At 67.9% G+C, this 20,985-nt stretch carries 21 protein-coding genes, 1 other RNA gene and 1 riboswitch; of the genes, 12 read left to right on the top strand and 10 right to left on the bottom strand.

Annotated features, from left to right (window positions below):
• Positions 1–121: 121 nt before the first annotated feature.
• The 3 genes from ACIGJC_RS12080 to ACIGJC_RS12070 all read left to right on the top strand — a co-directional run bounded on the left by ACIGJC_RS12080 (position 122) and on the right by ACIGJC_RS12070 (position 3,566).
• Positions 122–1,123: a Bug family tripartite tricarboxylate transporter substrate binding protein gene (locus ACIGJC_RS12080; RefSeq protein WP_483709065.1), complete on the top strand. Its 1,002-nt coding sequence runs from the start codon at positions 122–124 to the stop codon at positions 1,121–1,123.
• A gap of 3 nt (positions 1,124–1,126) precedes the next feature.
• Positions 1,127–1,909, top strand: a complete 783-nt coding sequence (locus ACIGJC_RS12075) for an enoyl-CoA hydratase/isomerase family protein (protein WP_483709064.1) — start codon at positions 1,127–1,129, stop codon at positions 1,907–1,909.
• A gap of 103 nt (positions 1,910–2,012) precedes the next feature.
• The gene (locus ACIGJC_RS12070; RefSeq protein ID WP_483709063.1) at positions 2,013–3,566 is read left to right on the top strand and encodes a malonate--CoA ligase; all 1,554 of its coding nucleotides are present in this window, start codon (positions 2,013–2,015) and stop codon (positions 3,564–3,566) included.
• 62 nt (positions 3,567–3,628) lie between these two features.
• On the opposite strand, the gene ACIGJC_RS12065 is transcribed toward ACIGJC_RS12070, so the two are convergent.
• The 6 genes from ACIGJC_RS12065 to ACIGJC_RS12040 form a co-directional block, all read right to left on the bottom strand.
• Positions 3,629–4,321: an SIMPL domain-containing protein gene (locus ACIGJC_RS12065; RefSeq protein ID WP_483709062.1), complete on the bottom strand. Its 693-nt coding sequence runs from the start codon at positions 4,319–4,321 to the stop codon at positions 3,629–3,631.
• Positions 4,322–4,401: 80 nt separating this feature from the next.
• Complete coding sequence (locus tag ACIGJC_RS12060; RefSeq protein ID WP_483709060.1) at positions 4,402–5,214, bottom strand: sulfite exporter TauE/SafE family protein; 813 nt, start codon at positions 5,212–5,214, stop codon at positions 4,402–4,404.
• A 76-nt stretch (positions 5,215–5,290) separates the two neighbouring features.
• Positions 5,291–5,731 carry an EVE domain-containing protein gene (locus tag ACIGJC_RS12055; protein WP_483709059.1) on the bottom strand — a complete coding sequence of 147 codons (441 nt, stop codon included), beginning with the start codon at positions 5,729–5,731 and terminating at the stop codon, positions 5,291–5,293.
• Positions 5,732–5,898: 167 nt separating this feature from the next.
• A non-coding RNA gene (ssrS, locus tag ACIGJC_RS12050) (6S RNA) lies at positions 5,899–6,116 on the bottom strand.
• Positions 6,117–6,384: 268 nt separating this feature from the next.
• A complete protein-coding gene (locus ACIGJC_RS12045; protein ID WP_483709058.1) occupies positions 6,385–6,726 on the bottom strand; it encodes a cell division protein ZapA in 342 nt (113 codons plus the stop codon).
• Positions 6,723–7,049: a hypothetical protein gene (locus ACIGJC_RS12040; RefSeq protein ID WP_483709057.1), complete on the bottom strand. Its 327-nt coding sequence runs from the start codon at positions 7,047–7,049 to the stop codon at positions 6,723–6,725. Before ACIGJC_RS12040 ends, ACIGJC_RS12045 begins: the two co-directional genes overlap by 4 nt.
• Before the next feature lie 196 nt (positions 7,050–7,245).
• Positions 7,246–7,498: riboswitch (cobalamin riboswitch) on the top strand.
• Positions 7,499–7,571: 73 nt separating this feature from the next.
• Here ACIGJC_RS12040 and ACIGJC_RS12035 point away from each other — a divergent pair.
• Genes ACIGJC_RS12035 through ACIGJC_RS12005 form a run of 7 tightly spaced genes read left to right on the top strand, consistent with a single transcriptional unit; the run spans position 7,572 to position 14,442 of the window.
• Positions 7,572–9,488, top strand: coding sequence for a TonB-dependent receptor plug domain-containing protein (locus tag ACIGJC_RS12035; RefSeq protein ID WP_483709056.1), 1,917 nt, complete (start codon positions 7,572–7,574; stop codon positions 9,486–9,488).
• An 18-nt stretch (positions 9,489–9,506) separates the two neighbouring features.
• Complete coding sequence (locus ACIGJC_RS12030) at positions 9,507–10,514, top strand: FecCD family ABC transporter permease (RefSeq protein ID WP_483709054.1); 1,008 nt, start codon at positions 9,507–9,509, stop codon at positions 10,512–10,514.
• Complete coding sequence (locus ACIGJC_RS12025; protein ID WP_483709052.1) at positions 10,511–11,347, top strand: ABC transporter ATP-binding protein; 837 nt, start codon at positions 10,511–10,513, stop codon at positions 11,345–11,347. The genes ACIGJC_RS12030 and ACIGJC_RS12025 overlap by 4 nt, the downstream gene beginning before the upstream one ends.
• Positions 11,344–11,985, top strand: coding sequence for a cob(I)yrinic acid a,c-diamide adenosyltransferase (cobO, locus tag ACIGJC_RS12020; RefSeq protein WP_483709050.1), 642 nt, complete (start codon positions 11,344–11,346; stop codon positions 11,983–11,985). The genes ACIGJC_RS12025 and cobO overlap by 4 nt, the downstream gene beginning before the upstream one ends.
• Positions 11,986–12,040: 55 nt before the next feature.
• A complete protein-coding gene (gene cobT / locus ACIGJC_RS12015) occupies positions 12,041–13,081 on the top strand; it encodes a nicotinate-nucleotide--dimethylbenzimidazole phosphoribosyltransferase (RefSeq protein ID WP_483709049.1) in 1,041 nt (346 codons plus the stop codon).
• Positions 13,082–13,090: 9 nt separating this feature from the next.
• Complete coding sequence (locus ACIGJC_RS12010) at positions 13,091–13,867, top strand: adenosylcobinamide-GDP ribazoletransferase (protein WP_483709047.1); 777 nt, start codon at positions 13,091–13,093, stop codon at positions 13,865–13,867.
• The gene (locus ACIGJC_RS12005) at positions 13,852–14,442 is read left to right on the top strand and encodes a histidine phosphatase family protein (protein ID WP_483709045.1); all 591 of its coding nucleotides are present in this window, start codon (positions 13,852–13,854) and stop codon (positions 14,440–14,442) included. The genes ACIGJC_RS12010 and ACIGJC_RS12005 overlap by 16 nt, the downstream gene beginning before the upstream one ends.
• Here ACIGJC_RS12005 and ACIGJC_RS12000 read toward each other — a convergent pair whose 3' ends face one another.
• From ACIGJC_RS12000 to cobU, 4 genes are read right to left on the bottom strand one after another with little or no spacing between them, the layout of a single operon-like run.
• On the bottom strand, positions 14,443–15,357 hold the full coding sequence (locus ACIGJC_RS12000) for a cobalamin-binding protein (RefSeq protein WP_483709044.1): 915 nt from the start codon (positions 15,355–15,357) through the stop codon (positions 14,443–14,445). It lies immediately after the preceding gene.
• Between the two features lie 32 nt (positions 15,358–15,389).
• Positions 15,390–16,412: a threonine-phosphate decarboxylase CobD gene (gene cobD / locus ACIGJC_RS11995; RefSeq protein WP_483709043.1), complete on the bottom strand. Its 1,023-nt coding sequence runs from the start codon at positions 16,410–16,412 to the stop codon at positions 15,390–15,392.
• On the bottom strand, positions 16,409–17,389 hold the full coding sequence (cbiB, locus tag ACIGJC_RS11990; protein WP_483709042.1) for an adenosylcobinamide-phosphate synthase CbiB: 981 nt from the start codon (positions 17,387–17,389) through the stop codon (positions 16,409–16,411). Before cbiB ends, cobD begins: the two co-directional genes overlap by 4 nt.
• On the bottom strand, positions 17,386–18,045 hold the full coding sequence (cobU, locus tag ACIGJC_RS11985) for a bifunctional adenosylcobinamide kinase/adenosylcobinamide-phosphate guanylyltransferase (protein WP_483709041.1): 660 nt from the start codon (positions 18,043–18,045) through the stop codon (positions 17,386–17,388). Before cobU ends, cbiB begins: the two co-directional genes overlap by 4 nt.
• 122 nt (positions 18,046–18,167) lie before the next feature.
• Here cobU and ACIGJC_RS11980 point away from each other — a divergent pair, with 122 nt between their 5' ends.
• Together ACIGJC_RS11980 and ACIGJC_RS11975 are read left to right on the top strand one after the other, a co-directional pair.
• On the top strand, positions 18,168–19,628 hold the full coding sequence (locus ACIGJC_RS11980; RefSeq protein WP_483711530.1) for a cobyric acid synthase: 1,461 nt from the start codon (positions 18,168–18,170) through the stop codon (positions 19,626–19,628).
• A 133-nt stretch (positions 19,629–19,761) separates the two neighbouring features.
• Positions 19,762–20,970, top strand: coding sequence for a PepSY-associated TM helix domain-containing protein (locus tag ACIGJC_RS11975; RefSeq protein ID WP_483709039.1), 1,209 nt, complete (start codon positions 19,762–19,764; stop codon positions 20,968–20,970).
• Positions 20,971–20,985 lie beyond the last annotated feature (15 nt).

Genomic DNA, 20,985 nt, shown 5'->3' with positions numbered 1-20,985 from the left:
GTCACATTAAACACGCCATGGCATCGCCGTTCCCTGACCGCCGGGGACGGCCTTTGACGGGATTAACAACAAGCCGTATCGGAACCAACTTTCCAATTCGAGAGAAAGGGAGACAGTGAAGATGAATCGTCGTCAGTTCAGCCTGGCCGCGTGCGCGCGCGCCGCCGTCGTGGTCGCCGGCGTTGCCGGCATGGCCGGGCAGGTACCCTCCGCGCTGGCGGATACCTGGCCGTCCAAGCCGGTCACCGTGATCGTGCCGTTCCCGGCAGGCGGCGGCACCGATGCCTTTGCCCGTCCGCTGACCGCGCAGCTTTCCAAGCAGCTCGGCAAGCAGTTCGTCATCGACAACCGCGGCGGCGCTGGCGGCACCCTGGGCGCGAGCCTTGCGGCCAAGGCCGCGCCGGACGGCTACACCGTCTTTATCGGCGGCGCGCACCACGCGATCGCGCCGTCGTTCTACAAGAAGCTCGACTACGACATCGAGAAGGACTTCATCCCCGTCACCGTGATTGCGCAACCGCCGCAGGTCGTGGTGGTGAATCCGTCGCGCGTGCAGGCCAACAACCTGCAGGAGCTGCTCGACTATGCGCGCAAGAATCCCGGCAAGCTGAACTACGGCTCGGCGGGCAATGGCTCGTCGCACCACCTGGCGGGCGAACTGTTCAAGCTGCAGACCAAGACCTTCATCACGCATATCCCCTACAAGGGGGCGGGCCCGGCGTTGTCGGACCTGATCGCCGGCCAGGTGGACATGGTGTTCGACGGCCTGGGCTCGTCCGCGCAACACATCCGCGCGGGGCGCATCAAGGCGCTGGCGGTGGCATCGGCCAAGCGCTCACCCGCGTTCCCGAACGTGCCGACCGCGGCCGAGGCGGGCGTGCCGAACTACGAGGTCTCGACCTGGTACGCGATGTGGGTGCCCAAGGGCACGCCCAAGGAGATCGTCGACCGCCTTTACATCGAGACCGAAAAGGCCCTGAACACGCCGGATATCAAGCACGTCTGGATCAGCAACGGCTCGGAAACGCCGCAGTTTACGCAGGAGCAGTTCGCGCAGTTCCAGCGCAGCGAGATCAAGCGCTGGGCCCAGGTGGTGCAGGCCTCGGGCGCCAAGATCGACTAAGCGATGAGCGGTACTGTCCAGTTCGCTGTCGAAGGCACGACGGCCACCGTCACGCTGTCGCACCCGGGCAAGCTCAACGCCATCTCGGCGCAGATGTGGGAGGCGCTGACCGCCGGCTTCATGCGGCTGTCGGCTGACCGCTCGCTGCGCTGCGTGGTGGTGCGCGGCGCCGACGGCAATTTTGCCGCTGGCGCCGACATTGCCGAGTTCCCCACGGTGCGCGGCGACCAAGCCGCGGTGCGCCGCTACCACATGGAGATCATCGCGCCGGCGCTGGCGGCCATCGCCGGTTGCCTGCACCCGACCGTGGCGATGATCGAGGGCGTATGCGTCGGCGGCGGCCTGGAGATTGCCTGCCACTGCGACCTGCGCATCGCGGCGGACAACAGCCGCTTCGGCGTGCCGATCAACCGGCTCGGCTTTCCGATGGCGCCGGGCGAGTTGAAGGGTTTGCTGGCGCTGGCGGGCCGTGCCGTGGCGCTCGAGATCCTGCTCGAAGGCCGCGTCTTCGATGCGGCCGAAGCGCGCGAGAAGGGCCTGCTGACGCGCGTGGTTGCGGCCGGCGGCGTGGCGGCGGAGGTCGAGGCCGCGGTGCGCCGCATCACGGCGGGGGCACCGCTCGCCGCACGCATCAACAAGGCCACGATCCACCGCCTGTCGCCACAGCCCGAGCCTTTGAGCGCCGAGGAACTGACCGCACATTTCGCCTACGCCGAAGGCGGCGACCATGCCGAAGGCGTGGCCGCCTTCCTGGCGCATCGTCCGCCGCGGTTCAAGGGAAACTAGCGCCTTTCCGCATTACAATCGCCCATCGCGTCATCGTTCCATCGACCCTTCGTCCATTGCATTGCGCGCCCGGATTCCGGAAGCCCTTGTCTTCATCCGCACCATGAACGCCAACCTGTTCGCTCTGTTCGAAAACCGCTTTCCCGCCGACCGCACCGCGTGCTGCATCGAAACGCATGACGGCCTGTACTACAGCTGGGACGATCTCGACCGCGCCACCGCCAAGCTGGCCAACCTGCTGACAGGCCTGGGCCTGCCCGAAGGCGCGCGCGTGGCCGTGCAAGTGGAGAAATCGCCCGAGGCGCTGTTCCTGTACCTGGCAACGCTGCGCGCCGGCTATGTCTACCTGCCGCTGAACACGGCCTACCAGGAAGCGGAGATCGACTACTTCGTCGGCAACGCCGAACCGTCGGTGGTGGTGTGCAGCAGCAAGAATTTCGCCTGGGTATCGAAGGTGGCGTTCCGCCACGGCACCAGCTACGTCTTCACGCTTGACGAAGACCGTTCGGGCTCGCTGCTGTCGCGCGCCGCGGCGCGGCCCGATACGTTCGAGACCGTGCAGCGCGCTGACGACGACCTGGCCGCCATCCTCTATACGTCCGGCACCACCGGCCGCAGCAAGGGGGCGATGCTGACGCATGGCAACCTGGCATCGAACGCGCAGACGCTGCACGAATACTGGGGCTGGCGCAGCGACGACGTGCTGCTGCACATGCTGCCGATCTTCCATGTGCATGGCTTGTTCGTGGCTTCGCACGGCGCGCTGCTGGCCGGAGCCAAGATGATCTGGGCGCCCCGGCTCGACATGGCGCAGGTGCTGAAATTCCTGCCGCGTTCCACCGTGATGATGGGCGTGCCGACCTACTACGTGCGCATGCTGCAGGAGCCGCGCTTCGACGACGACACCTGCCGCCGCATGCGGTTGTTCGTGTCGGGTTCGGCCCCGCTGCTGCTGGAAACATTCGAAGAATTCCGCAAGCGCACGGGCCACACCATCCTCGAACGCTACGGCATGAGCGAGACCGTGATGCTGGTCTCCAACCCGTACGACAGTGCCTTGGGCGAGCGCATCGGCGGCACGGTCGGCATGCCGCTGCCTGGCGTGTCGGTACGCGTGGTCGATGGCGAGGGCCAGCCGAGCGCGATCGGCGAGATCGGCAATATCGAGGTCAAGGGCCCGAACGTGTTCAAGGGCTACTGGCGCATGCCGGAAAAGACGCGCGAGGAATTCACCGCGGACGGCTGGTTCAGGACCGGCGACGTGGGCCGCTTTGGCGGTGCCGTCGTCAGCCAGGCGGGCGAGGTTTCGGTACCGGACAACTACGTGACCATTGTCGGCCGCAGCAAGGACCTGATCATTTCCGGGGGCTACAACGTGTACCCGAAGGAGATCGAGAGCTTTATCGACGAGATGCCGGGCGTGGCGGAAAGCGCGGTCATCGGCGTGCCGCATGCCGATTTCGGCGAGGCCGTAGTGGCCGTGGTGGTGAAGAAGCCGGGGGTCGAACTCGATGAGGGCGAACTGATCGGCACGCTGAAGGGACGTATCGCCAACTTCAAGGTGCCCAAGCGCGTGCACGTGGTGGACGAATTGCCGCGCAATACCATGGGCAAGGTACAGAAGAACGTATTGCGGCAGCAGTTCGCCGCGCTGTAGTTCCTTGCTCCCCTCTCCCATTTATGGGAGAGGGGAGCAACGACCCGCCGTTGCGAAGAGGCTTACTTCAGCATCTGCACCGACCCATTCACCGACACGGTGACCTGCGTCTTGCCGCCCTCGACCGGCACCGGCGCCGCGGCGTCGGACATCATGGCCTTGGCGGCGCCGTACATGCGCGGCATCGGCGGCACCACGCCGCTCTCGTTCACATTCACTTCGCGGATCGTATAGCTGCTGAAGCCGAACAGCTTCGAGGCGGACTGCGCCTTTTCGCGGAAGGCGCCCACGGCCTGTTCGGTCAGCTTGCCTTCGGCGGCCACGCGCGCTTCGCGCGACAGCGAGAACGCAATGCCCTGCACCTGCATCTGGCTGGCCAGCTCCCCGGCCAGCTTCGACACGGCCGCAAAATCCCGCGATTGCAGGATGACTTCCGAACGGCCGCGCCAGGTGGTGATGCGGCCATTGCGGTCGGTACTCGGGCGGATCGTGAAGCCACCGGATTCGGCCTGCACGCCGGGGGTGCGCTTGGCCTGGCTGATGACGGCCTGCGTGCGGGTCGAGAGCTGCGACGAGATCGCGCCCGGCTCCGCGCCTTCCTGCTCCGCGGCCAGCGTCAGGTGCACGACGTCGGTCGGGACTTCGGTCACGGCCTGCGCCGAGAGTGACAGCACGCCGGCCGGCGGCGGCACGGTCTGCGCGGAGGCGGCCAGCGCCGTGGCGCCGAGCAGGGTCGCTGCAAGCAGTTGCTTCATTCTTCTTCTCCCAGTCAAAGTGATGGGTATGAGACGCAAACGCCGCGCAATCGTTCCGCGCGCTCGCTCGGATGGACGCGTCAGAATGCCTTCCAGGCCTTCCAGAACATGTAGCTGGCCAGGCAGAGCAGCAGGATCGCAAACGCTTTCCTGAGCTGCGCCACGTCCATGCGATGGGCGGTGCGGGCGCCCAGCGGCGCGGTCAGCACGCTGGCGACGGCAATGCCGACCAGCGCCGGCAGGTAGATGTAGCCGAGCGAGCCGGCCGGCAGGTCCGGCTGCTGCCAGCCGCTCCAGATGTAGCCGATCACGCTGGCTACCGCAATCGGGAAGCCCAGCGCGGCCGAGGTGGCCACCGCATTGTGGATCGGCACATTGCACCAGGTCATGAACGGCACGGAGACAAAGGCACCACCCGCGCCGACCAGACTGGACAGGAAGCCGATCACCGATCCGGCGCCCACCATGCCCGGCACGCCCGGCAACTGGCGGCTGGGCTCGGGGCGCCGGCTGCGCAGCATCTGCAGCGCCGAAAAGCCGACGAAGCAGGCGAATGCCAGCGACAGCCAGCTGGTCTTGAGCGCGGCGAACACCTTGCCGCCACCGATCATGCCGCCCAGCAGGATCCCCGGCGCCAGCGCAAGGACGATCGGCCAGCGCACCGCGCCGCGCTTGTGATGTGCGCGTACCGACGACAGCGAAGTGAACAGGATGGTGCCCATCGACGTGGCGATGGCCATATGCACGATGGCCTCGCCGGCAAAGCCGAGACTCGTGAACAGCAGCGTAAGAAAAGGCACCATCATCATGCCGCCGCCCACGCCGAGCAGGCCGGCGCAGAAACCGGTAAAGGCGCCCAGCGCGAGCAGGGCGGGAATCAGGGCAAGGCTCATAGGAAAGGAAACGAGGAAAACGCCGCGTCGCTTGTGGTTGTACTTGTGATCGCGTCCGCCGCGCGGGCGGCGCGGCTCAGCCCATCAGCCGCGTGGTGATGAAGCGCCATTCGGCCGGCGTGACCGGAGTGATCGACAGCCGGTTGCCGCGTCTTAGCACGACCATATCTGCGAGTTCTTCGTGCGCGCGCAGTTCGGCCAGCGGGATCAGTGCACTCTTGCGCACGAACTTCACGTCGACGAGCTGCCAGCGCGGCTCGTCCGGCTTGGACGCGGCATCGTAGTAATCGCTCTTGCGATCGAACTGGGTCGGGTCCGGGTAGGGCTGCGAGCAGACCTCGGCGAGGCCGGCGATGCCAGGCTCCGGGCATGACGAATGGTAGAACAGCACGCCGTCGCCGATGCGCATGACGTCGCGCATGAAATTGCGCGCCTGGTAGTTGCGCACGCCGGTCCACGGCAATGTCCCTTCTTTTGCAAGGGTATCGATGCTGGCCTCGTCCGGTTCGGACTTCATCAGCCAGTATTGGCGGGCACGTGCGGGCGCTTTTTCTGTGCGACTGTTTTCTGCGCGGCTCATGGCAGTCGGGGATGCGGGCGTTTTGGAATACGCGCTGCACGCGCGACGCGGCAGCGCCCGGCAAGAAAAAAGGCGGTGGTCTGTGAAAACCACCGCCTTTTTAAGGGGTCCCCGCCTCGGCCGTTGGGTCGGCATCCTGAACCCTGTTGAGGTTCAGAGTGGCTGCGGAAGTCGTATTTCGGGTACATCACCCATTCAGGGAGTCCAAGCCAGGCCCAGACTATGAAGGTAGCGACGCGCTCGCCCATACGACATGATCCCGCACCATGCGATGCATATCGGTTCAAGGAGTCTATGACCCTAGCGAACCAGGCAGGGAAACTGTCAAACGTCTGACGCTCCGGACATCCCGACGTGACCAGAATTCGGACTCGCGGGCGGGATGTCAGACGTTTGCCGTTTCGAACTAGGATGGGATGAGAACGGCGGTCAGGCGCGATAACCCGACCCTTATGCTGCACGTCTGTGGTGCCTCGTGCAGTCTGGCTACACTATACACCTCGATGTGTTGCATACCAAGTCCACCTGGCCGCCTCGTTACACTTTGCCCGACAGCGCACATCCAGCGCACATGGGCCCGCGCGCCGCGCTCAGCCAGGCTGTGCCTGCGTGCCCGTGCCAACGTGCGCGTACTGGCGCAGCGCTTCGTCGGCACGCTCGTTGAGTTCGCGAATGCGCGCGCGGATGGCATCGACGGGGATCGCGCCATCCGACTGCTGCTTGCGCTGCAGGGCCAGCAGGTCGGACGCGATGCTGATCGCCGCCATCACCGCCACGCGCTCCACGCCCTTGGCCGAGGCGTTGTTGCGCAGCTTGTTCATCTGCGTGTCCACCAGTGCCACGGCGTCCAGCAGCGCGGCCTCGTTCTCGGGGGCGATCGCGAAGCGGTAGGGCTGGCCGGCGATGTTCACTTCGACTTGCTTGTTGCTCATGCGTGTTCTCCGGAGGCCTTGTGCGCGGCGCGTTCCTGGGCCGATGACCCGGCCTCTTCGCCGAGCAGGTCGAGCTGGCGCGAGTCGGCCGCGGTGGGGAGCTTGTCGAGGATGGACTGGATGCGCAGTTGCGCTTCCTCGATCTTGATATTGAGCAGTTCGCGATCGGCGGCCATGGCTTCGCGCTCGCCGCGCAACTGTGCGGCCTCGCCTTCCAGGCGCGCGATTTCGTCGCGCAGCCGCTGGTTCTCCGCCGCCAGGGTGTCCGCGTGATGGAGCACGCGTCCGATCTTGGCTGCCAGCTGTTCGAGTTCGTTAAGCATAGGGCCTGTCATGGTGAAAGGTGTCAGGTATCGGGATTCTAGCCGAAGCGTCGTCGCGCACAACGAAAGGCAAGGCGGTGTGACCGCCATGACGCGCGGAAGTTGCCCGCTTCTGCGCCGAAATCACGGTTTATGCGCCATTTGCATGCCGGCAAGTGAGGTCCGAATCCACATTGACTCGGTTAGGGAAACTGCCTACACTGCCGCTCGTTCCAGGTGCTCGCCATCTTGCGCAAGGCAAGTGGCAGTTCAACGGGAAACAGGGAGCCGCGGCCGACAGACAGCTCGGCCAGGCCAACCTGTGCTGCCCCCGCAACGGTAAGCGGCCGCGATGCCTGTCCACACATGGCATCGCAGGGCTGGCCCATCGCCACTGAACCACAAGCGTTCGGGAAGGCGGCCAGCCTGGCGCCGCCAGCCCGGATACCGGCCTGAACGCGGGCTGCCGCCCCTGCGTGGCACGCCTCATCGCCATCTGGCCCGCGGGGGAACGGGTCTGGCTGTCCTATCCATTCCTGCATCATGCGTTCATCGCTTTACAGGTCGAACCGTCCGGCGCTGCCGACGGTGCGTCCGTCCGTGGTTGCCGTACTGGCTGCCCTGTCTTCCCTTGTCCTGAATCCCGCCGTGGCACAGACCGCCGAGACGCCTGCAGCGTCCCAGCCTGCCGCCGACGCGGCGCCCGCGCAACTTGCGCCCGTGGTGGTCACGTCGACCCGCACGGCGCAGCCGCTCACCGAGGCCCTGCCGCACACTACGGTCGTGACACAGGAAGACATCGTCAACGCGCAGGCGCCGGACCTGCGCACGCTGCTGCGCAACCAGGCCGGCGTGGAGCTGACCGCCAACGGCGGCATGGGCTCGAACACCTCGCTGTTCATGCGCGGCGCCAACTCCAACCAGACGCTGATCCTGATCGACGGCGTGCGCGTGTCGTCCGTGAGCAGCGGCACGGCCCAGCTGGCCAACATCCTGCCGGACCAGATCGACCATATCGAAGTGGTGCGCGGCAACGTGTCGGCGCTTTATGGCTCGGACGCAATCGGCGGCGTGGTGCAGATCTTCACCAAGAGCGGTGCGGGCCAGGCGCCGGCGGCGAACGCGCAGGTCGAATACGGCAGCAACAACACGCGCCAGGGCACGGTCGGCTATGGCGGCCAGATCGGCGACACCTCGTTCAACGTGACCGGCTCCGCGTTCAAGACCGACGGCTTCTCGTCGATCAACACGAAGCAGGCGCCGCGCGCCAACCCGAACGACAACCCGTACGAGAACCAGAGCGTGTCGGCGCAGGTGAAGCACCGCTTCACGACTGACTGGGATGCGGGCCTGGCGGGCTACTACTCGAAGAGCAAGCTGTCGTACGACAACAACTTCGGCCGGCCTACCGACGACAACCGTTCCAACAGCGACCTCTACACCGTGTCGGCCTTTGTCAATGGCAAGGTGCTGCCGGACTGGGCGACGCACTTCAAGCTGGCGCAGAGCGAGGACCGCAGCGAGAACTTCCTGAATGGCGCGAACAACGGCACCTTCAACACGCGCAACCGCCAGTTCAACTGGCAGAACGAGTACGCACTGGCGGCGACGCACACGCTGCTGTTCGGCACCGATTACCTGCAGCAGGAACTGGATTCCAACTCGTACAATGCGCCCTCGCGCAATGTCTTCTCGGTATTCGGCGGCTATGACGGACGCATCGGCAAGCACCAGCTGCAGCTCAATGGCCGCAACGATCACTACTCGGACTTCGGCAACCAGGCCAGCTTCTTCGCGGGCTACGGCTACAACCTGACCGAGGCCCTTAAATTCATCGCTAACGTCAGCAACGCTTTCCGCGCACCGACTTTCAACGAGCTGTATTTCCCGGGATTCGGCAACCCGAACCTGAGCCCCGAGCGCGCCAAATCGGCCGAAGTCGGTGTGCAGTACAACACTGCCGCGGCCGGCCTGCTGCGCGTGACGGCCTTTGAAACGCGCTACAACGACCTGATCGTCACCGTGTCGCAGCCGAACGGCATGTTCCTGCCCAGCAACGTCAACAAGGCGAAGGTGCAAGGCCTGGAGGCCTCCTGGCGCGCGACGCTGTGGAATACCGACGTGGGGGCCAGCGTAACGTTCCAGAACCCGGTCGACGAGCAGACCGATACGCAGCTGCTGCGCCGCGCGCGCCGCCATGCCGCGTTCGACGTGGGCCGCAACTTCGGCAACTGGCGTTTCGGTGGCGAGTGGCTGTTGTCGTCGTCGCGCCTGGACGCCGGCTCGCGCACGTTGGGCGGATACGGTATCGTCAACCTCAACGCGCGCTACAACATCGACAAGCAATGGTTCGTTGCCGCCCGGGTGGAAAACCTCTTCGACAAGAACTACCAGCTCGCCTTCCCGTACAACACGCAGGGCAGGGCGGGCTTTATCACGCTGGGCTGGCGCCAGAAATGACGGGTTGCGTGGCGCGCGATGTCTGAGTTCCGGCGCGCCCTCGCGGTATGGCTCGCGCTTGCGGCGGCGGCCGTGGCGGTGTTCCTGCTGTCTCTGGCGCTGGGCAGCGTGCGTCTGGATGCCGCCCAGCTCTGGCAGGCACTTAGCGGCGCCGACACGGGCACCGCCGGTGCCATCGTGCGCGAGTTGCGCCTGCCGCGCGCCGCGGCCGCATTCGCATGCGGCGGCCTGCTGGCCCTGTCCGGTGCGCTGATGCAGGTGCTGCTGCGCAACCCGCTGGCCGAGCCCTATGTGCTGGGCGTATCCGGCGGCGCCGCCACCGGCGCGCTCGGGGCGATGCTGCTGATGCTGCCGCTGTGGGCCGTGCAGGCTGGCGCGGCGAGTGGCGCGCTGCTGTCGATGGTGCTGGTTGCCACGCTGGCGCGGCGCGACCTGCTGCATCCGCAGGTGCAGGGCGGCCACCATGAGGCCGGCGCGCGCCTGCTGCTCACTGGTGTGATCCTGGCTTCGGGCTGGGGTGCGCTGATTACACTGATCCTTGCCATCGCGCCCGAAGCGCGGCTGCGGGGCATGCTGTTCTGGCTCACGGGCGACCTGGGAGGAACCGCCGAATACGGCGCCGCGCTCGCCATGCTGGTTGTCGCCGTGCTGCTGGCCATGCCGATGGCGCGCTCGCTCAATGTGATGCTGCTCGGCGAAACCGTGGCGCAATCGCTGGGCGTGCGCGTGGGACGCGTGCGGCTGGCCACCTTCGTGCTCGCTTCACTGTCGATCGCCGTGGCCATCACGAACGCCGGCTCGATCGGCTTTGTCGGCCTGGTGGTGCCGCATCTGGTGCGCCTCGCCTGGGGCAACGACCAGCGCCTGCTGCTGCCGGCCTCGGCGCTGCTGGGCGGTGCGCTGCTGATGGCCGCCGACCTGATCGCCCGCACCGTGATCGCGCCCGCGCAGTTGCCGGTGGGCGTCATCACCGCGCTGCTGGGCGTGCCGACCTTCCTTTACCTGCTGCTGCGGAGGCCGCGATGACATCATGGTCCGAACCCGCGGCCGCCTGTCCGACGCTGGCGCTCCACGACGTCAGCCTGCGCACCGGCACGCGCGTGCTGCTCGAGCGCCTGTCGCTGGAGATCGCCCCGGGCCAGCTCTGGTGCGTGGCCGGGCCCAACGGCGTCGGCAAGTCCACACTGATGGCGGTGCTGTCCGGCCTGCGCCGCGCGGATGCCGGCGGCGCCAGCCTGGACGGTACGCCGCTGGAGCGCCTGTCGCCGGCCGCGCTGGCCCGCCAGCGTGCCTACCTGCCGCAGGCGGTGCATGACACGTTCTCGATGTCGGTGATGGATGCGGTGCGCGTTGGCCGCCATCCACACCTGTCCGGCTGGGGCTGGACCGGCCGCGACGACGATGCCGTGGTGCGCGCGACCATCCATGCAATGGATCTCGACACGCTGTCCGCGCGCGACGTGCTGACGCTGTCCGGCGGCGAACGCCAGCGCGCCGCCCTTGCCGCCGTGCTGGCGCAGCAGGCGCCGCTGCTGCTGCTCGATGAACCGGTCTCGCACCTGGACCTGCGCCACCAGGTCATGGTGCTGGAGGCGCTGGCGGCGCTGGCGCGTGCCGGCCGCCACGCCATGGTCGTGATCCTGCATGACCTGAACCTGGCCCGCCGCTACGCCACCCATGCGCTGCTGATGGCCGAAGACGGCACCGCGCTGTATGGCCCGGCGCAACAGGTGCTGACCCCCGAACAATGCTCGCGCGCGCTGCGCACGCCGATCGTCAGCGTGACGGACGGCGTGCACACCGCGCTGATTCCAGATGGATTTCCCCGCCCGGCGGAGTCATCGCACGACGAACCATGAACGACAACCTCACAGAACAAGACAACAGTCAGGACGACGCCGGCCGCGATGCCCGCCACAAGGCACGCATGGTCCGCAAGAAGGAAGTGATCGACGCCAAGATCGCCGCCGCGCAGGACGAGCGCGGCGTGATCGTCATTACCACAGGCAACGGCAAGGGCAAATCGAGTTCGGGCTTCGGCATGGTGGTGCGCGCACTTGGCCACGGCATGCGGGCCGGCGTAGTGCAGTTCATCAAAGGCGCGCAGCCCACCGGCGAAGAAATGTTTCTGCGCCGCTTTCCCAACGAGTGCGCCTTCCACGTGATGGGCGAAGGCTATACCTGGGACACGCAGGACCGCGCGCGCGACGTGGCCAAGGCCGAAGCGGCCTGGGAAGTGGCTCGCGGCATGCTGCGCGACCCGTCGATCGGGCTCGTCCTGCTCGACGAACTCAACATTGCGCTCAAGCTGCACTATCTTGATGTGGAGCAGGTCGTGGCCGACCTGCGTGTGCGCCCGCCGATGCAGCATGTCGTCATCACGGGCCGCGGGGCGCCGCCGGCACTGGTGGACGCGGCCGACACCGTGACCGACATGGTCCCGGTCAAGCACGCGTTCCAGCAAGGCATCAAGGCGCAGCGCGGCGTGGAGATGTAGCGGTACATTGCGGCCCGATTGTTTTTCCTCGTATCACTCGAATTCATTGCGCATCATGATGTTCCCGGAAATCGCCCCCCTCGACGACGCGCTGCGTCCGGCCCTGCGGGCCGCCATCGACGACAAGACCAAGCCGCTCGGCGCGCTTGGCCGCCTGGAAGACCTTGCCATGCAGATCGGCCTGATCTGCGGCACCACGCAGCCGGCGCTGAAACGCCCGACCGTGATCGTCTTCGCGGGCGACCACGGCGTGGCTGATGCCGGCGTGAGCGCCTATCCCGCCGAAGTCACCGCGCAGATGGTGCTGAACTTCCTCAAGGGCGGTGCGGCCATCAATGTGTTCTCGCGCCTGCACGGCATTGCGCTCGAAGTCGTCGATGCCGGCGTGCGCGCGCCTCTGCCCGCCGCGCCGGGGCTGGTCAACTGCCGCATCGCCGATGGCACGCAGAACTTCGCGCAGACGCGCGCCATGAGTTCGGAACAGGCCAGCGCGGCGATGATGGCCGGCATGGCGCGCGTGCTGCGCGCCGCGCAACAGGGCTGCAACGTGATCGGCTTCGGCGAGATGGGCATTGCCAACACCTCTTCGGCGGCCTGCCTGATGAGCCGGCTCACGGGCCTGCCGCTGGCCGACTGCATCGGGCGCGGCACGGGCCTGGACGACGATGGCCTCGCGCGCAAGCGTGAAGTGCTCGAACGCGCGCTGGCGCTGCACGCGGACGCGGAGGAGCCGCTGGACGTGCTGGCCGCGTTTGGCGGCTTCGAGATCGCGATGATGGCCGGTGCCTTCCTCGCCGCCGCGGCGAGCCGCATGGTGATCCTGGTGGATGGCTTCATCGCCTCGGCCGCGCTGCTGGTCGCGCATTCCATCGATGCCCGCGTGCTGCAGTACTGCGTGTTTTCGCACTGCTCGCACGAGCGCGGCCACCGCGCGCTGCTCGATCATTTCAAGGCCGAGCCGCTGCTGGCGCTGGACCTGCGCCTGGGCGAGGGCACCGGCGCGGCGCTGGCCTGGCCGCTGGTGACATCCGCCGCGGCCTTCCTGAACGAGATGGCCACGTTCAGCGGCGCCGGTGTCAGCGGCGCCTCGGCCTGACCGCGCCGCATGGCCGACGAACTGCGCTTCTTCCTGACCGCGCTGGGTTACTTCACGCGGGTGCCGTTGCCGTCGCCGCTGGCGCGCTGGGTCGGCTACGAGCCGCGTTACCTGAACGCAGCCGCGCGTTACTTTCCGCTCGTGGGATTGATGGTCGGCGGCGTAGCCGCCTTGGTGACGTGGGGTGCGCTGCAGTGGTGGCCGCCCGGCGTGGCGGTGCTGCTGGGCATGGCGGCCACGTTGCTCTTGACCGGCGCCTTCCATGAAGACGGGCTGGCCGATTGCGTGGATGCCTTCGGTGGCGCGTGGCGGCGCGAGGATGTGCTGCGCATCATGCACGATTCGCGCATCGGCGCGTTCGGTGCCATCGCGCTGGTGGTGGCGCTGTTGCTGAAGTGGCAACTGCTCGTGGCGATCGGTGCGCGCAGCGGGCTGGCCGAGTTGCTGATGGTGCTGGTCACCGCGCACGGCGCCAGCCGCGCCATGGCCGTGAGCTATCTTGCGACACTGGACTATGTGCGCGACGAAGGCAAGGCCAAGCCCGTGGCGCAGCGGCCCGGCGCGTTGGGGCTGGCCTTTGCGCTGCTGTGCGGCGCCGCGCCGCTGCTGCTCGTGTCGCCAGCCTTCGCAGGCGTCGCGATTGTCGCGCTGGCGATCCTGCGCTTCTTGCTCGGCCGCTACTTCGTGCGCCGCATCGGCGGCTACACGGGCGACTGCCTCGGCATGGCCCAGCAACTGGCCGAACTGCAGATCTACCTGGTGGCCGCGGCATGGACGTGGTCCTGATCCGCCACGCGCGGCCCGACGTAGGCTCCGGCATTTGCTATGGCCGCACGGACCTGTGCCTGGCTACGCCAGTCACGCCGGCCCCGGCCGCCATCGTTGCGGCGCTGCCGACGCCGCATCGCGTGCTGACCAGTCCGCTGCAGCGCGCTGCGGGCACAGCCCGGCTGCTGCTGCAGGCCTTGCCTTCGCATTCGCTGGAGCCCGAATTCGAACCGCGGCTTGCCGAGATCGACTTCGGCGCGTGGGAAGGCCGCGCGTGGGACGACATCCCACGCAGCGAACTCGATGCGCTGGCGGATGACCTGCTCGATGCCTGCCCACACGGCGGCGAAACCGCGACGCAGGCCCTGGCGCGCGTATCCGGCTGGGCGACTGCGCTGGCACAGCAGGCTTCGCCCGAAGCGTGCCTGTGGGTGGTTGGCCATGCCGGTCCGATGCGCATGCTGGCCGCGCACTGGCTCGGCTTGCCGCTGGCGACAACGCTGGGTTGGGAGCTGGGCTTCGGCGCGAGCTGCCTGTTCCGTCTGGGCAACGGCATGCCGCAGCTCGCGTGGTGGAACCGCAGCGCTGTCTGATCAGCGCGCGGGCCGTCGGCTGCGCGCCATGTCGAGGTCCTTGCAGATCTCCTCTGCGCCTTGAACCACGCGCGGGCCAGCACGGCTGACGAGGTCGCCATTGATCGTGAACAGGTTGCCACGCGCGACCGCGGTGACCTGCTTCCATTTCTCCCACATCGCAAAGTCCGCCAGCGGCCGGTCCGATTGCGTGGCGCCTGTGCCTGCGGTCAGCATGACTTCCGGATTGGCGGCCACCACGGCCTCAACGGACACGGTAGGCACCAGCGGAGACTCGGCGGCAAACAGGTTGCGGCCCCCGCACAGCGCAAGCACGTCGCTCATCAGATGCTGGCCGTTCAGCGTCATCAGCGGCTGCTGCCAGACCTGGTAGAACACCGTGACGGGCGGCTTGCCCGCGTAGGTCTTGCGCAGCGTTGCCACGCGCTGGCGGAAATCCTCCGCGGCGCGGCGGGCCAAGGCTCCGGTACCCAGCAGGGTGCCGAGCTTTTCGATATTTTCGGGGATGGCATCGAGCCGGCGCGGCTCGCTGTAGAACAGCGGCAGGCCGAGTGCGCGCAGGCGGTCGGTCTGCTTCTGTGCATTGCCGTGCCGCCACACCACGATCAGGTCCGGCTTGAGCGCGGCAATGCGTTCGAGGTCCAGCGCCTTGTTGTCGCCGACGCGCGGGATATCGCGCGCCTGCGGCGGATAGTCGCTGTAATGCACGGTGCCGACGATGCGCTCGCCGCCGCCCGCGGCGTAGATCAGCTCGGTCACGTGCGGGGCCAGCGATACCACGCGTCGCGCAGGCTGGGCGAGGGTGACGGTCTGGCCGGCGTCGTCGACGACGGAAATGGCGGCCATGGCCGGCGCGGCAGCGCAGAACCATGCGGCGGCAACGAGGCAGCGGACAAAGGCAATTCGATCAGGCATCGGCTTGATGAGTGAGTTCGCGGTGGTGGCGTTCAGCGGGGCAGCACGGCAGCCAGCGCGGCTTCCAGATGCCGCCACGCCTGCGGCGTATCGGGCGGCAGGCCGAGTCGCAGGCCCGGAGGGCAGTCGCCGGCGGCATCGAAGCGGCGGGTCCACACGCCATGCGCCGCCAGCGCATCGTGCAGGCGGGCTGCGTCCTCGTGGGCCACCCAGCAGAACAGTGGTTGCATCACCGGCTGCAAGCCGCAGCGGTGCAGCATGGCCGCCAGGCGCTCGCCCGATGCGGCAAGCGTGTCGCGGTTGGCAGCCTGCCAACTGGTGTCGGCCAGCGCCGCGCGTGCGATCACGCGCGCCGGCCCCGACACGGTCCAATGGCCCAGGCGCTCATCGAGCGCCTGGAGCAATGCGCGTTCGCCGAGCACGAAGCCGCAGCGGACGCCGGCCAGCCCGTAAAACTTGCCTAGCGAGCGCAGCACCACCAGTCCTGGTGTGCTGCTGTGAGCCGCGATGGAGTGTCCCGGCGTGCAGTCGATGAAGGCTTCGTCGACGATCAGGGTGCCGCCTCGCCGGGCGAGTGATGCGTGCCAGTTCAGCAGCGTTTGCGGCGGCACCAGCCGGCCGGTCGGATTGTTCGGGTTGACCACGACAAGGTGGTTCAGGCCATCCGCCAGCGAAGGCTGTGCGAAGTCCGATTCGCCGAGCAGCACGACGTCATGGCCGGCGGCAGCGAACGCGGGCGCGTACTCGCTGTAGCCGAGCGCGGCAACGCCGACGCGTCCGCGTTCCAGCAGTTGCGGCAGCGTGCGGATTGCCGCCTGCGAACCGGCGACCGGCAATGCGTGTTGCGCGCCGAATGCGTGTGCGGCGTTTTCCGCAAGACCATCGTCATCCTCGGGCAGGCGCTGCCATGCGTTGGCCGGAATCGGGGGGACGGGATAGCTTGTCGGATTGATGCCGGTGGACAGGTCCAGCCATTCGGCGGCAGGACGCCCATAGCGGCGCACGGCTGCCTGCAGGTCGCCGCCGTGGCGGATGAGGGGCAAGGCGGGTCTCATATCGCCAGCGGTGTGGAAAACGCGTACAGGGCCGCCGCGCTCGCGAGGGCCAGTGCAAGCCACAGCCACAACGTGCGCCGCACCAGCCGCAGGCAGGCCAGCACATGGGTGGCGTCGGGCCGGGCACCGGTGCCCAGCGGCGGACGTGCCTCGAGTTCCCCGTGGTAGCGGGCCGGGCCACCGAGCGCCACGCCAACCGCGCCGGCGCCGGCGGCCATCACCGGACCGGCGTTGGGGCTGGACCAGGCCGGCGCCTGTGTCCGCCAGCAGCGCAGGGCCTGTGCGGTGGCGCCGAGCATGGCGTAGGACAGCGCCGTCAGCCGCGCAGGCGCGAGGTTGAGGGCATCATCCAGCCGCGCGGCAGCCCAGCCGAAATACCGCAGGCGCGGCGTGCGGTAGCCCCACATGGCATCGAGCGTATTGGCCAGCCGGAACGCGACCACCGCGGGCGCACCGCCCACGAGAAACCAGAACAGCGCGCCGAAAATGGCATCGTTGCCGTTTTCCAGCGCCGATTCGCACGCGGCGCGTGCCAGCGCTTCGCTGTCGGCATCGGCCGTATCGCGCGACACGATGCGAGCGGTCAGCGCGCGCGCCGCGTCAAGGTCGGCGCGTGCCAGCGCTGCGGCGATCGGGGCGATGTGCTGATGCAGGCTGCGCGCGCCCAGCGCGGCGTAAAGCGCCACGACGTGCACGATCCAGCCGAGCCACGGATGCCAGTCCGTTGCGACATCGGCCAGCCATGAGGCCAGCGCCGCCGGCACCAGCACCATCAGCGACCATGCGGCGAGCCCGGCCAGTCGCTGGCGCCAGGCAGGCGTCGTTTGCGGAGAACGGTTGAAGCGGCGTTCCACGGCATTGGCGAGACGACCGAAGCCGACCAGCGGATGCCAGCGTCTCGGCTCGCCCAGCCATTGGTCCAGCAGCACGCCTGCCAGCGCGGCGGCCGCGCATGCCGGCCAGGACAGCATGGTCATGCCGGGTCGGCGCCCTTGACGGGAACGGGAATGCCGGCGACCAGCAGCCGCACGCAATCGGCGGCGGCAGCCAGCTTCTGGTTCAATCGGCCGAGTTCATCGACATAGAAGCGGGTGATGGCGCCCATCGGCACCACGCCGAAGCCGATCTCGTTCGAGACCAGGATTACATGGCCGGGCAGCGTGGGCAGGGCGTTGAGCAGCGCGTCGATTTCTTCGGCGAAGATGTCCGGCGGGGTGATCACGCCATGCTCGGGATACGCGCGGTCCTTCGGGAACAGCAGGTTGTTGAGCCACAGCGTGACGCAGTCCACCAGGATGCAGCCGTCATGGCGCGCATGCGCATAGAGCGCGTCGGCCAGGCGCACCGGCTCTTCGATCAGGTGCCAGTCGGCCGGGCGGCGGGCGCGGTGCAGCGCGATGCGCAGCTCCAGCTCCTCGTCGGTCTGGTCGGGGTCCTGGCGCGCCGTGGCAATGTAGGTGACCGGGCCGCCCCTGATGGTGGCGTGGTCGGTCGCCAGTTGCTCGGCGTAATGGCTCTTGCCCGAGCGGGCGCCGCCGAGCACCAGCGTGAGCTGGCGCGGGCCATGGCCGTTCGCGGCCCGGCGGGGCTCCGCGGCCGTGGCGGTCGCGATATCGGTGGCCGGTGTTTCCATCCGGGTATTGTAGCGGTCGCTTCCGGTCGCCGCACGGACCGGTGAGATAATCGGCCGCTATGCAAAGTGATGCTTCTGAAACTACGGACCACGTCGACACGGGTGCCCTGCGCGGCACGCTGATGGTCCAGGGCACGACTTCCGACGCCGGCAAGAGCACGATCGTCGCGGGCCTGTGCCGCGTGCTGGCCCGCGCCGGCACGCGCGTGGTGCCCTTCAAGCCCCAGAATATGGCGCTGAACAGTGCCGTGACGGCCGACGGCGGCGAGATCGGCCGCGCCCAGGCGCTGCAGGCGCTGGCCGCGGGGCTGGCGCCGCATACCGACATGAACCCGGTGCTGCTCAAGCCCAGCAGCGATACCGGCGCGCAGATCATCATCCACGGCCAGGCAAGGCTGGATCTGGACGCGCGCGCCTATCACGCGTACAAGCCCGAGGCGATGAAGGCCGTGCTGGCTTCGCACACGCGCCTGACGCAGGCCTATGACGTAGTCGTGGTAGAGGGCGCCGGCAGTCCGGCCGAGATCAACCTGCGCGACCGCGATATCGCCAACATGGGGTTTGCCGAGCGCGTCGATTGCCCGGTCGTGCTGGTGGCCGACATCGACCGCGGCGGTGTCTTCGCGCACCTCGTGGGCACGCTGGACTGCTTGTCGGACAGCGAGCGCGCGCGCGTCACCGGCTTCATCATCAACCGCTTCCGCGGCGATATCGGCCTGCTGGAGCCGGGGCTGGACTGGCTGGAGGCGCGCACCGGCAAGCCGGTGTTCGGCGTGCTGCCCTACCTGCATGGCCTGCACCTCGATGCGGAAGACGCCATCATTGGCACGCAGTCGGCCAAGCAGGGCGCATCCGAGACGCTGCTGCGCGTGATCGTGCCGGTGCTGCCGCGGATCTCGAACCATACCGATTTCGATGCGCTTCGGGCCCACCCGCAGGTGGATCTGCGCTTCATCGGGCCGGGCATGCCGGTGCCGCCCGCGGATCTCGTGATCCTGCCCGGCAGCAAGAGCGTGCGTGCCGACCTGGACTTCCTGCGTGCCAACGGCTGGGAGCCGGCGCTGCGGCGGCATCTGCGCTTTGGCGGCAAGGTGATCGGCATCTGCGGCGGCATGCAGATGCTGGGCCGGCAGATCCATGATCCCGCCGGGCATGAAGGCCCGGCCGGCAGCAGCGCGGGCTTTGGCTGGCTCGACTACGAGACGACGCTCGCGCCGCACAAGCACCTGCGCCATGTCAGCGGCCAGCTGTCAGGCGCGCAGGCGGCCGTCAGCGGCTATGAGATCCATATGGGCGTGAGCACCGGCGCCGGGCTCGATCGCCCGGCACTGTGGCTCGACGAGGGCGACGGCAAGGCGCGCCCGGATGGCGCCTGTTCCGAAGACGGCCAGGTGCTGGCGACCTACGTGCACGGTCTGTTCGACGAACCGGCGGCTTGCCAGGCGCTGCTGCGCTGGGCCGGGCTGGACGGCGCGCAGGGCGTCGACCTGGCGGCCTTGCGGGAAGCATCGATCGAGCGGCTGGCCGACAGCGTCGAAAGCCACCTCGACCTGCGCGCCATGTTCGCGCCGCTGCGCCGCTAGCGGTCGTTCGGCGGGGTAGCCAGGCCGCGGCGGGCTGCTGATACAATTGCGAATCTTTCCCATTTGCATCGCTGGGCCGGGGCAGGCACCCTACGCCATTTCCGCCAGCTTTCGCATTCCCTTCTGTCGCCCCATGGTCACTGGCCGCCTCCGCGTCGTCATCGTCAAGCTGCACCTGTATATCGGGCTGGTGTTTGGCCTGTTGTTTGTCCTCATGGGGCTCACGGGCACCACCATCGCGTGGCGCGACGAGCTGGATGCGTGGCTGAACCCGGACCTGCTCGTGGCATCCGCGCCAGTGCCGATGCCGGTGTCGCCCGATACGGTCCAGGCCGTCAGCGAGCGGCTGTCAGTCCCCGGCTACGGCAGGCCCAACCTGCTGATGCTGCCGGTCGAGGAACATGGCGTCTTTGTTGCCTGGTATCCGGTCAAGGGGCACGATGGCGCGGTGCCGGGGCGTTCGCGCCAGGTCATGATCGATCCGGTCACGCTGCAGGTGAAGGGCGAGCGCGTGTGGGGCGAGCCCGGCCTGACGCGCCAGCAGCTGCTGCCCACGCTGTTCCACCTGCATCGCTACCTGCTCGGCGGCGACACCGGCAAGACCATCACGGGCGTGGGCGGCATGATGCTGCTGATCACCGTGCTGCTCGGCATCGTGGCCTGGTGGCCGAAGCTGCGGCCGCGTTCGGTACTGCAGGCGTTCCGCATCACGCACGGCGGCTCGTGGTCGCGCTTCAACTATTCGCTGCATCGTGCGGGCGGCATCCTTGCGGCACCGGTGCTGGCGGTCATCGCCTTCTCGGGCTGGTACCTGAACCTGCCGAAATGGGTCACGCCGATCGTGTCCAGCGTGATGACGGTGACGCCGCCGGCCAGGCATGTTTCGGCACCGGTTGAGCCCGGCGCGCGGCCACTGGGTGCGGCGCGGATGATGGCGGCCGCGCAGGCGGAATACCCGCATGCCGCTGTCACGCGCATCAGCTTCCCGCGCAAGACGGGCGATGCCTACGAAGTGCGCCTGCGCCAGCCGGGCGAGGTGCGCCAGGACAGCGGCGCCACGCGCCTGTGGCTCGATGCCTATACGGGCCGGCGGCTCGGCGTGCGCGACCCCGCCGATGCGCCGGCCGGCGACACTTTCCTGAACTGGCTGTTCCCGCTGCATACCGGCGAGGCCTTCGGCGTGCCGGGCCGCGTCTTCATTACCGTCTTCGGCCTGGCGCCGCTGACGTTCGCCATCACGGGCGTGCTGATCTGGTGGAAACGGCGGCGGGGCCACCAGCGCCATGTGATCAAGGCGGTCCAGCGGGCCGGCATGCGCGGTACCGGCAAAGCCGGCGCCTGAAATGCAAAGAGCAAG

The sequence above is a fragment of the Cupriavidus sp. C3SS-1 genome, assembly GCF_057073755.1.
This window is presented reverse-complemented; position numbering and strand designations above follow the sequence as displayed.

Coding starts and splice junctions, on each gene's coding strand:
- ACIGJC_RS12080 (WP_483709065.1), top strand. CDS start 122: ATGAATCGTCGTCAGTTCAGCCTGGCCGCGTGCGCGCGCGCCGCCGTC.
- ACIGJC_RS12075 (WP_483709064.1), top strand. CDS start 1,127: ATGAGCGGTACTGTCCAGTTCGCTGTCGAAGGCACGACGGCCACCGTC.
- ACIGJC_RS12070 (WP_483709063.1), top strand. CDS start 2,013: ATGAACGCCAACCTGTTCGCTCTGTTCGAAAACCGCTTTCCCGCCGAC.
- ACIGJC_RS12065 (WP_483709062.1), bottom strand. CDS start 4,321: ATGAAGCAACTGCTTGCAGCGACCCTGCTCGGCGCCACGGCGCTGGCC.
- ACIGJC_RS12060 (WP_483709060.1), bottom strand. CDS start 5,214: ATGAGCCTTGCCCTGATTCCCGCCCTGCTCGCGCTGGGCGCCTTTACC.
- ACIGJC_RS12055 (WP_483709059.1), bottom strand. CDS start 5,731: ATGAAGTCCGAACCGGACGAGGCCAGCATCGATACCCTTGCAAAAGAA.
- ACIGJC_RS12045 (WP_483709058.1), bottom strand. CDS start 6,726: ATGAGCAACAAGCAAGTCGAAGTGAACATCGCCGGCCAGCCCTACCGC.
- ACIGJC_RS12040 (WP_483709057.1), bottom strand. CDS start 7,049: ATGCTTAACGAACTCGAACAGCTGGCAGCCAAGATCGGACGCGTGCTC.
- ACIGJC_RS12035 (WP_483709056.1), top strand. CDS start 7,572: ATGCGTTCATCGCTTTACAGGTCGAACCGTCCGGCGCTGCCGACGGTG.
- ACIGJC_RS12030 (WP_483709054.1), top strand. CDS start 9,507: ATGTCTGAGTTCCGGCGCGCCCTCGCGGTATGGCTCGCGCTTGCGGCG.
- ACIGJC_RS12025 (WP_483709052.1), top strand. CDS start 10,511: ATGACATCATGGTCCGAACCCGCGGCCGCCTGTCCGACGCTGGCGCTC.
- cobO (WP_483709050.1), top strand. CDS start 11,344: ATGAACGACAACCTCACAGAACAAGACAACAGTCAGGACGACGCCGGC.
- cobT (WP_483709049.1), top strand. CDS start 12,041: ATGATGTTCCCGGAAATCGCCCCCCTCGACGACGCGCTGCGTCCGGCC.
- ACIGJC_RS12010 (WP_483709047.1), top strand. CDS start 13,091: ATGGCCGACGAACTGCGCTTCTTCCTGACCGCGCTGGGTTACTTCACG.
- ACIGJC_RS12005 (WP_483709045.1), top strand. CDS start 13,852: ATGGACGTGGTCCTGATCCGCCACGCGCGGCCCGACGTAGGCTCCGGC.
- ACIGJC_RS12000 (WP_483709044.1), bottom strand. CDS start 15,357: ATGCCTGATCGAATTGCCTTTGTCCGCTGCCTCGTTGCCGCCGCATGG.
- cobD (WP_483709043.1), bottom strand. CDS start 16,412: ATGAGACCCGCCTTGCCCCTCATCCGCCACGGCGGCGACCTGCAGGCA.
- cbiB (WP_483709042.1), bottom strand. CDS start 17,389: ATGACCATGCTGTCCTGGCCGGCATGCGCGGCCGCCGCGCTGGCAGGC.
- cobU (WP_483709041.1), bottom strand. CDS start 18,045: ATGGAAACACCGGCCACCGATATCGCGACCGCCACGGCCGCGGAGCCC.
- ACIGJC_RS11980 (WP_483711530.1), top strand. CDS start 18,168: ATGGTCCAGGGCACGACTTCCGACGCCGGCAAGAGCACGATCGTCGCG.
- ACIGJC_RS11975 (WP_483709039.1), top strand. CDS start 19,762: ATGGTCACTGGCCGCCTCCGCGTCGTCATCGTCAAGCTGCACCTGTAT.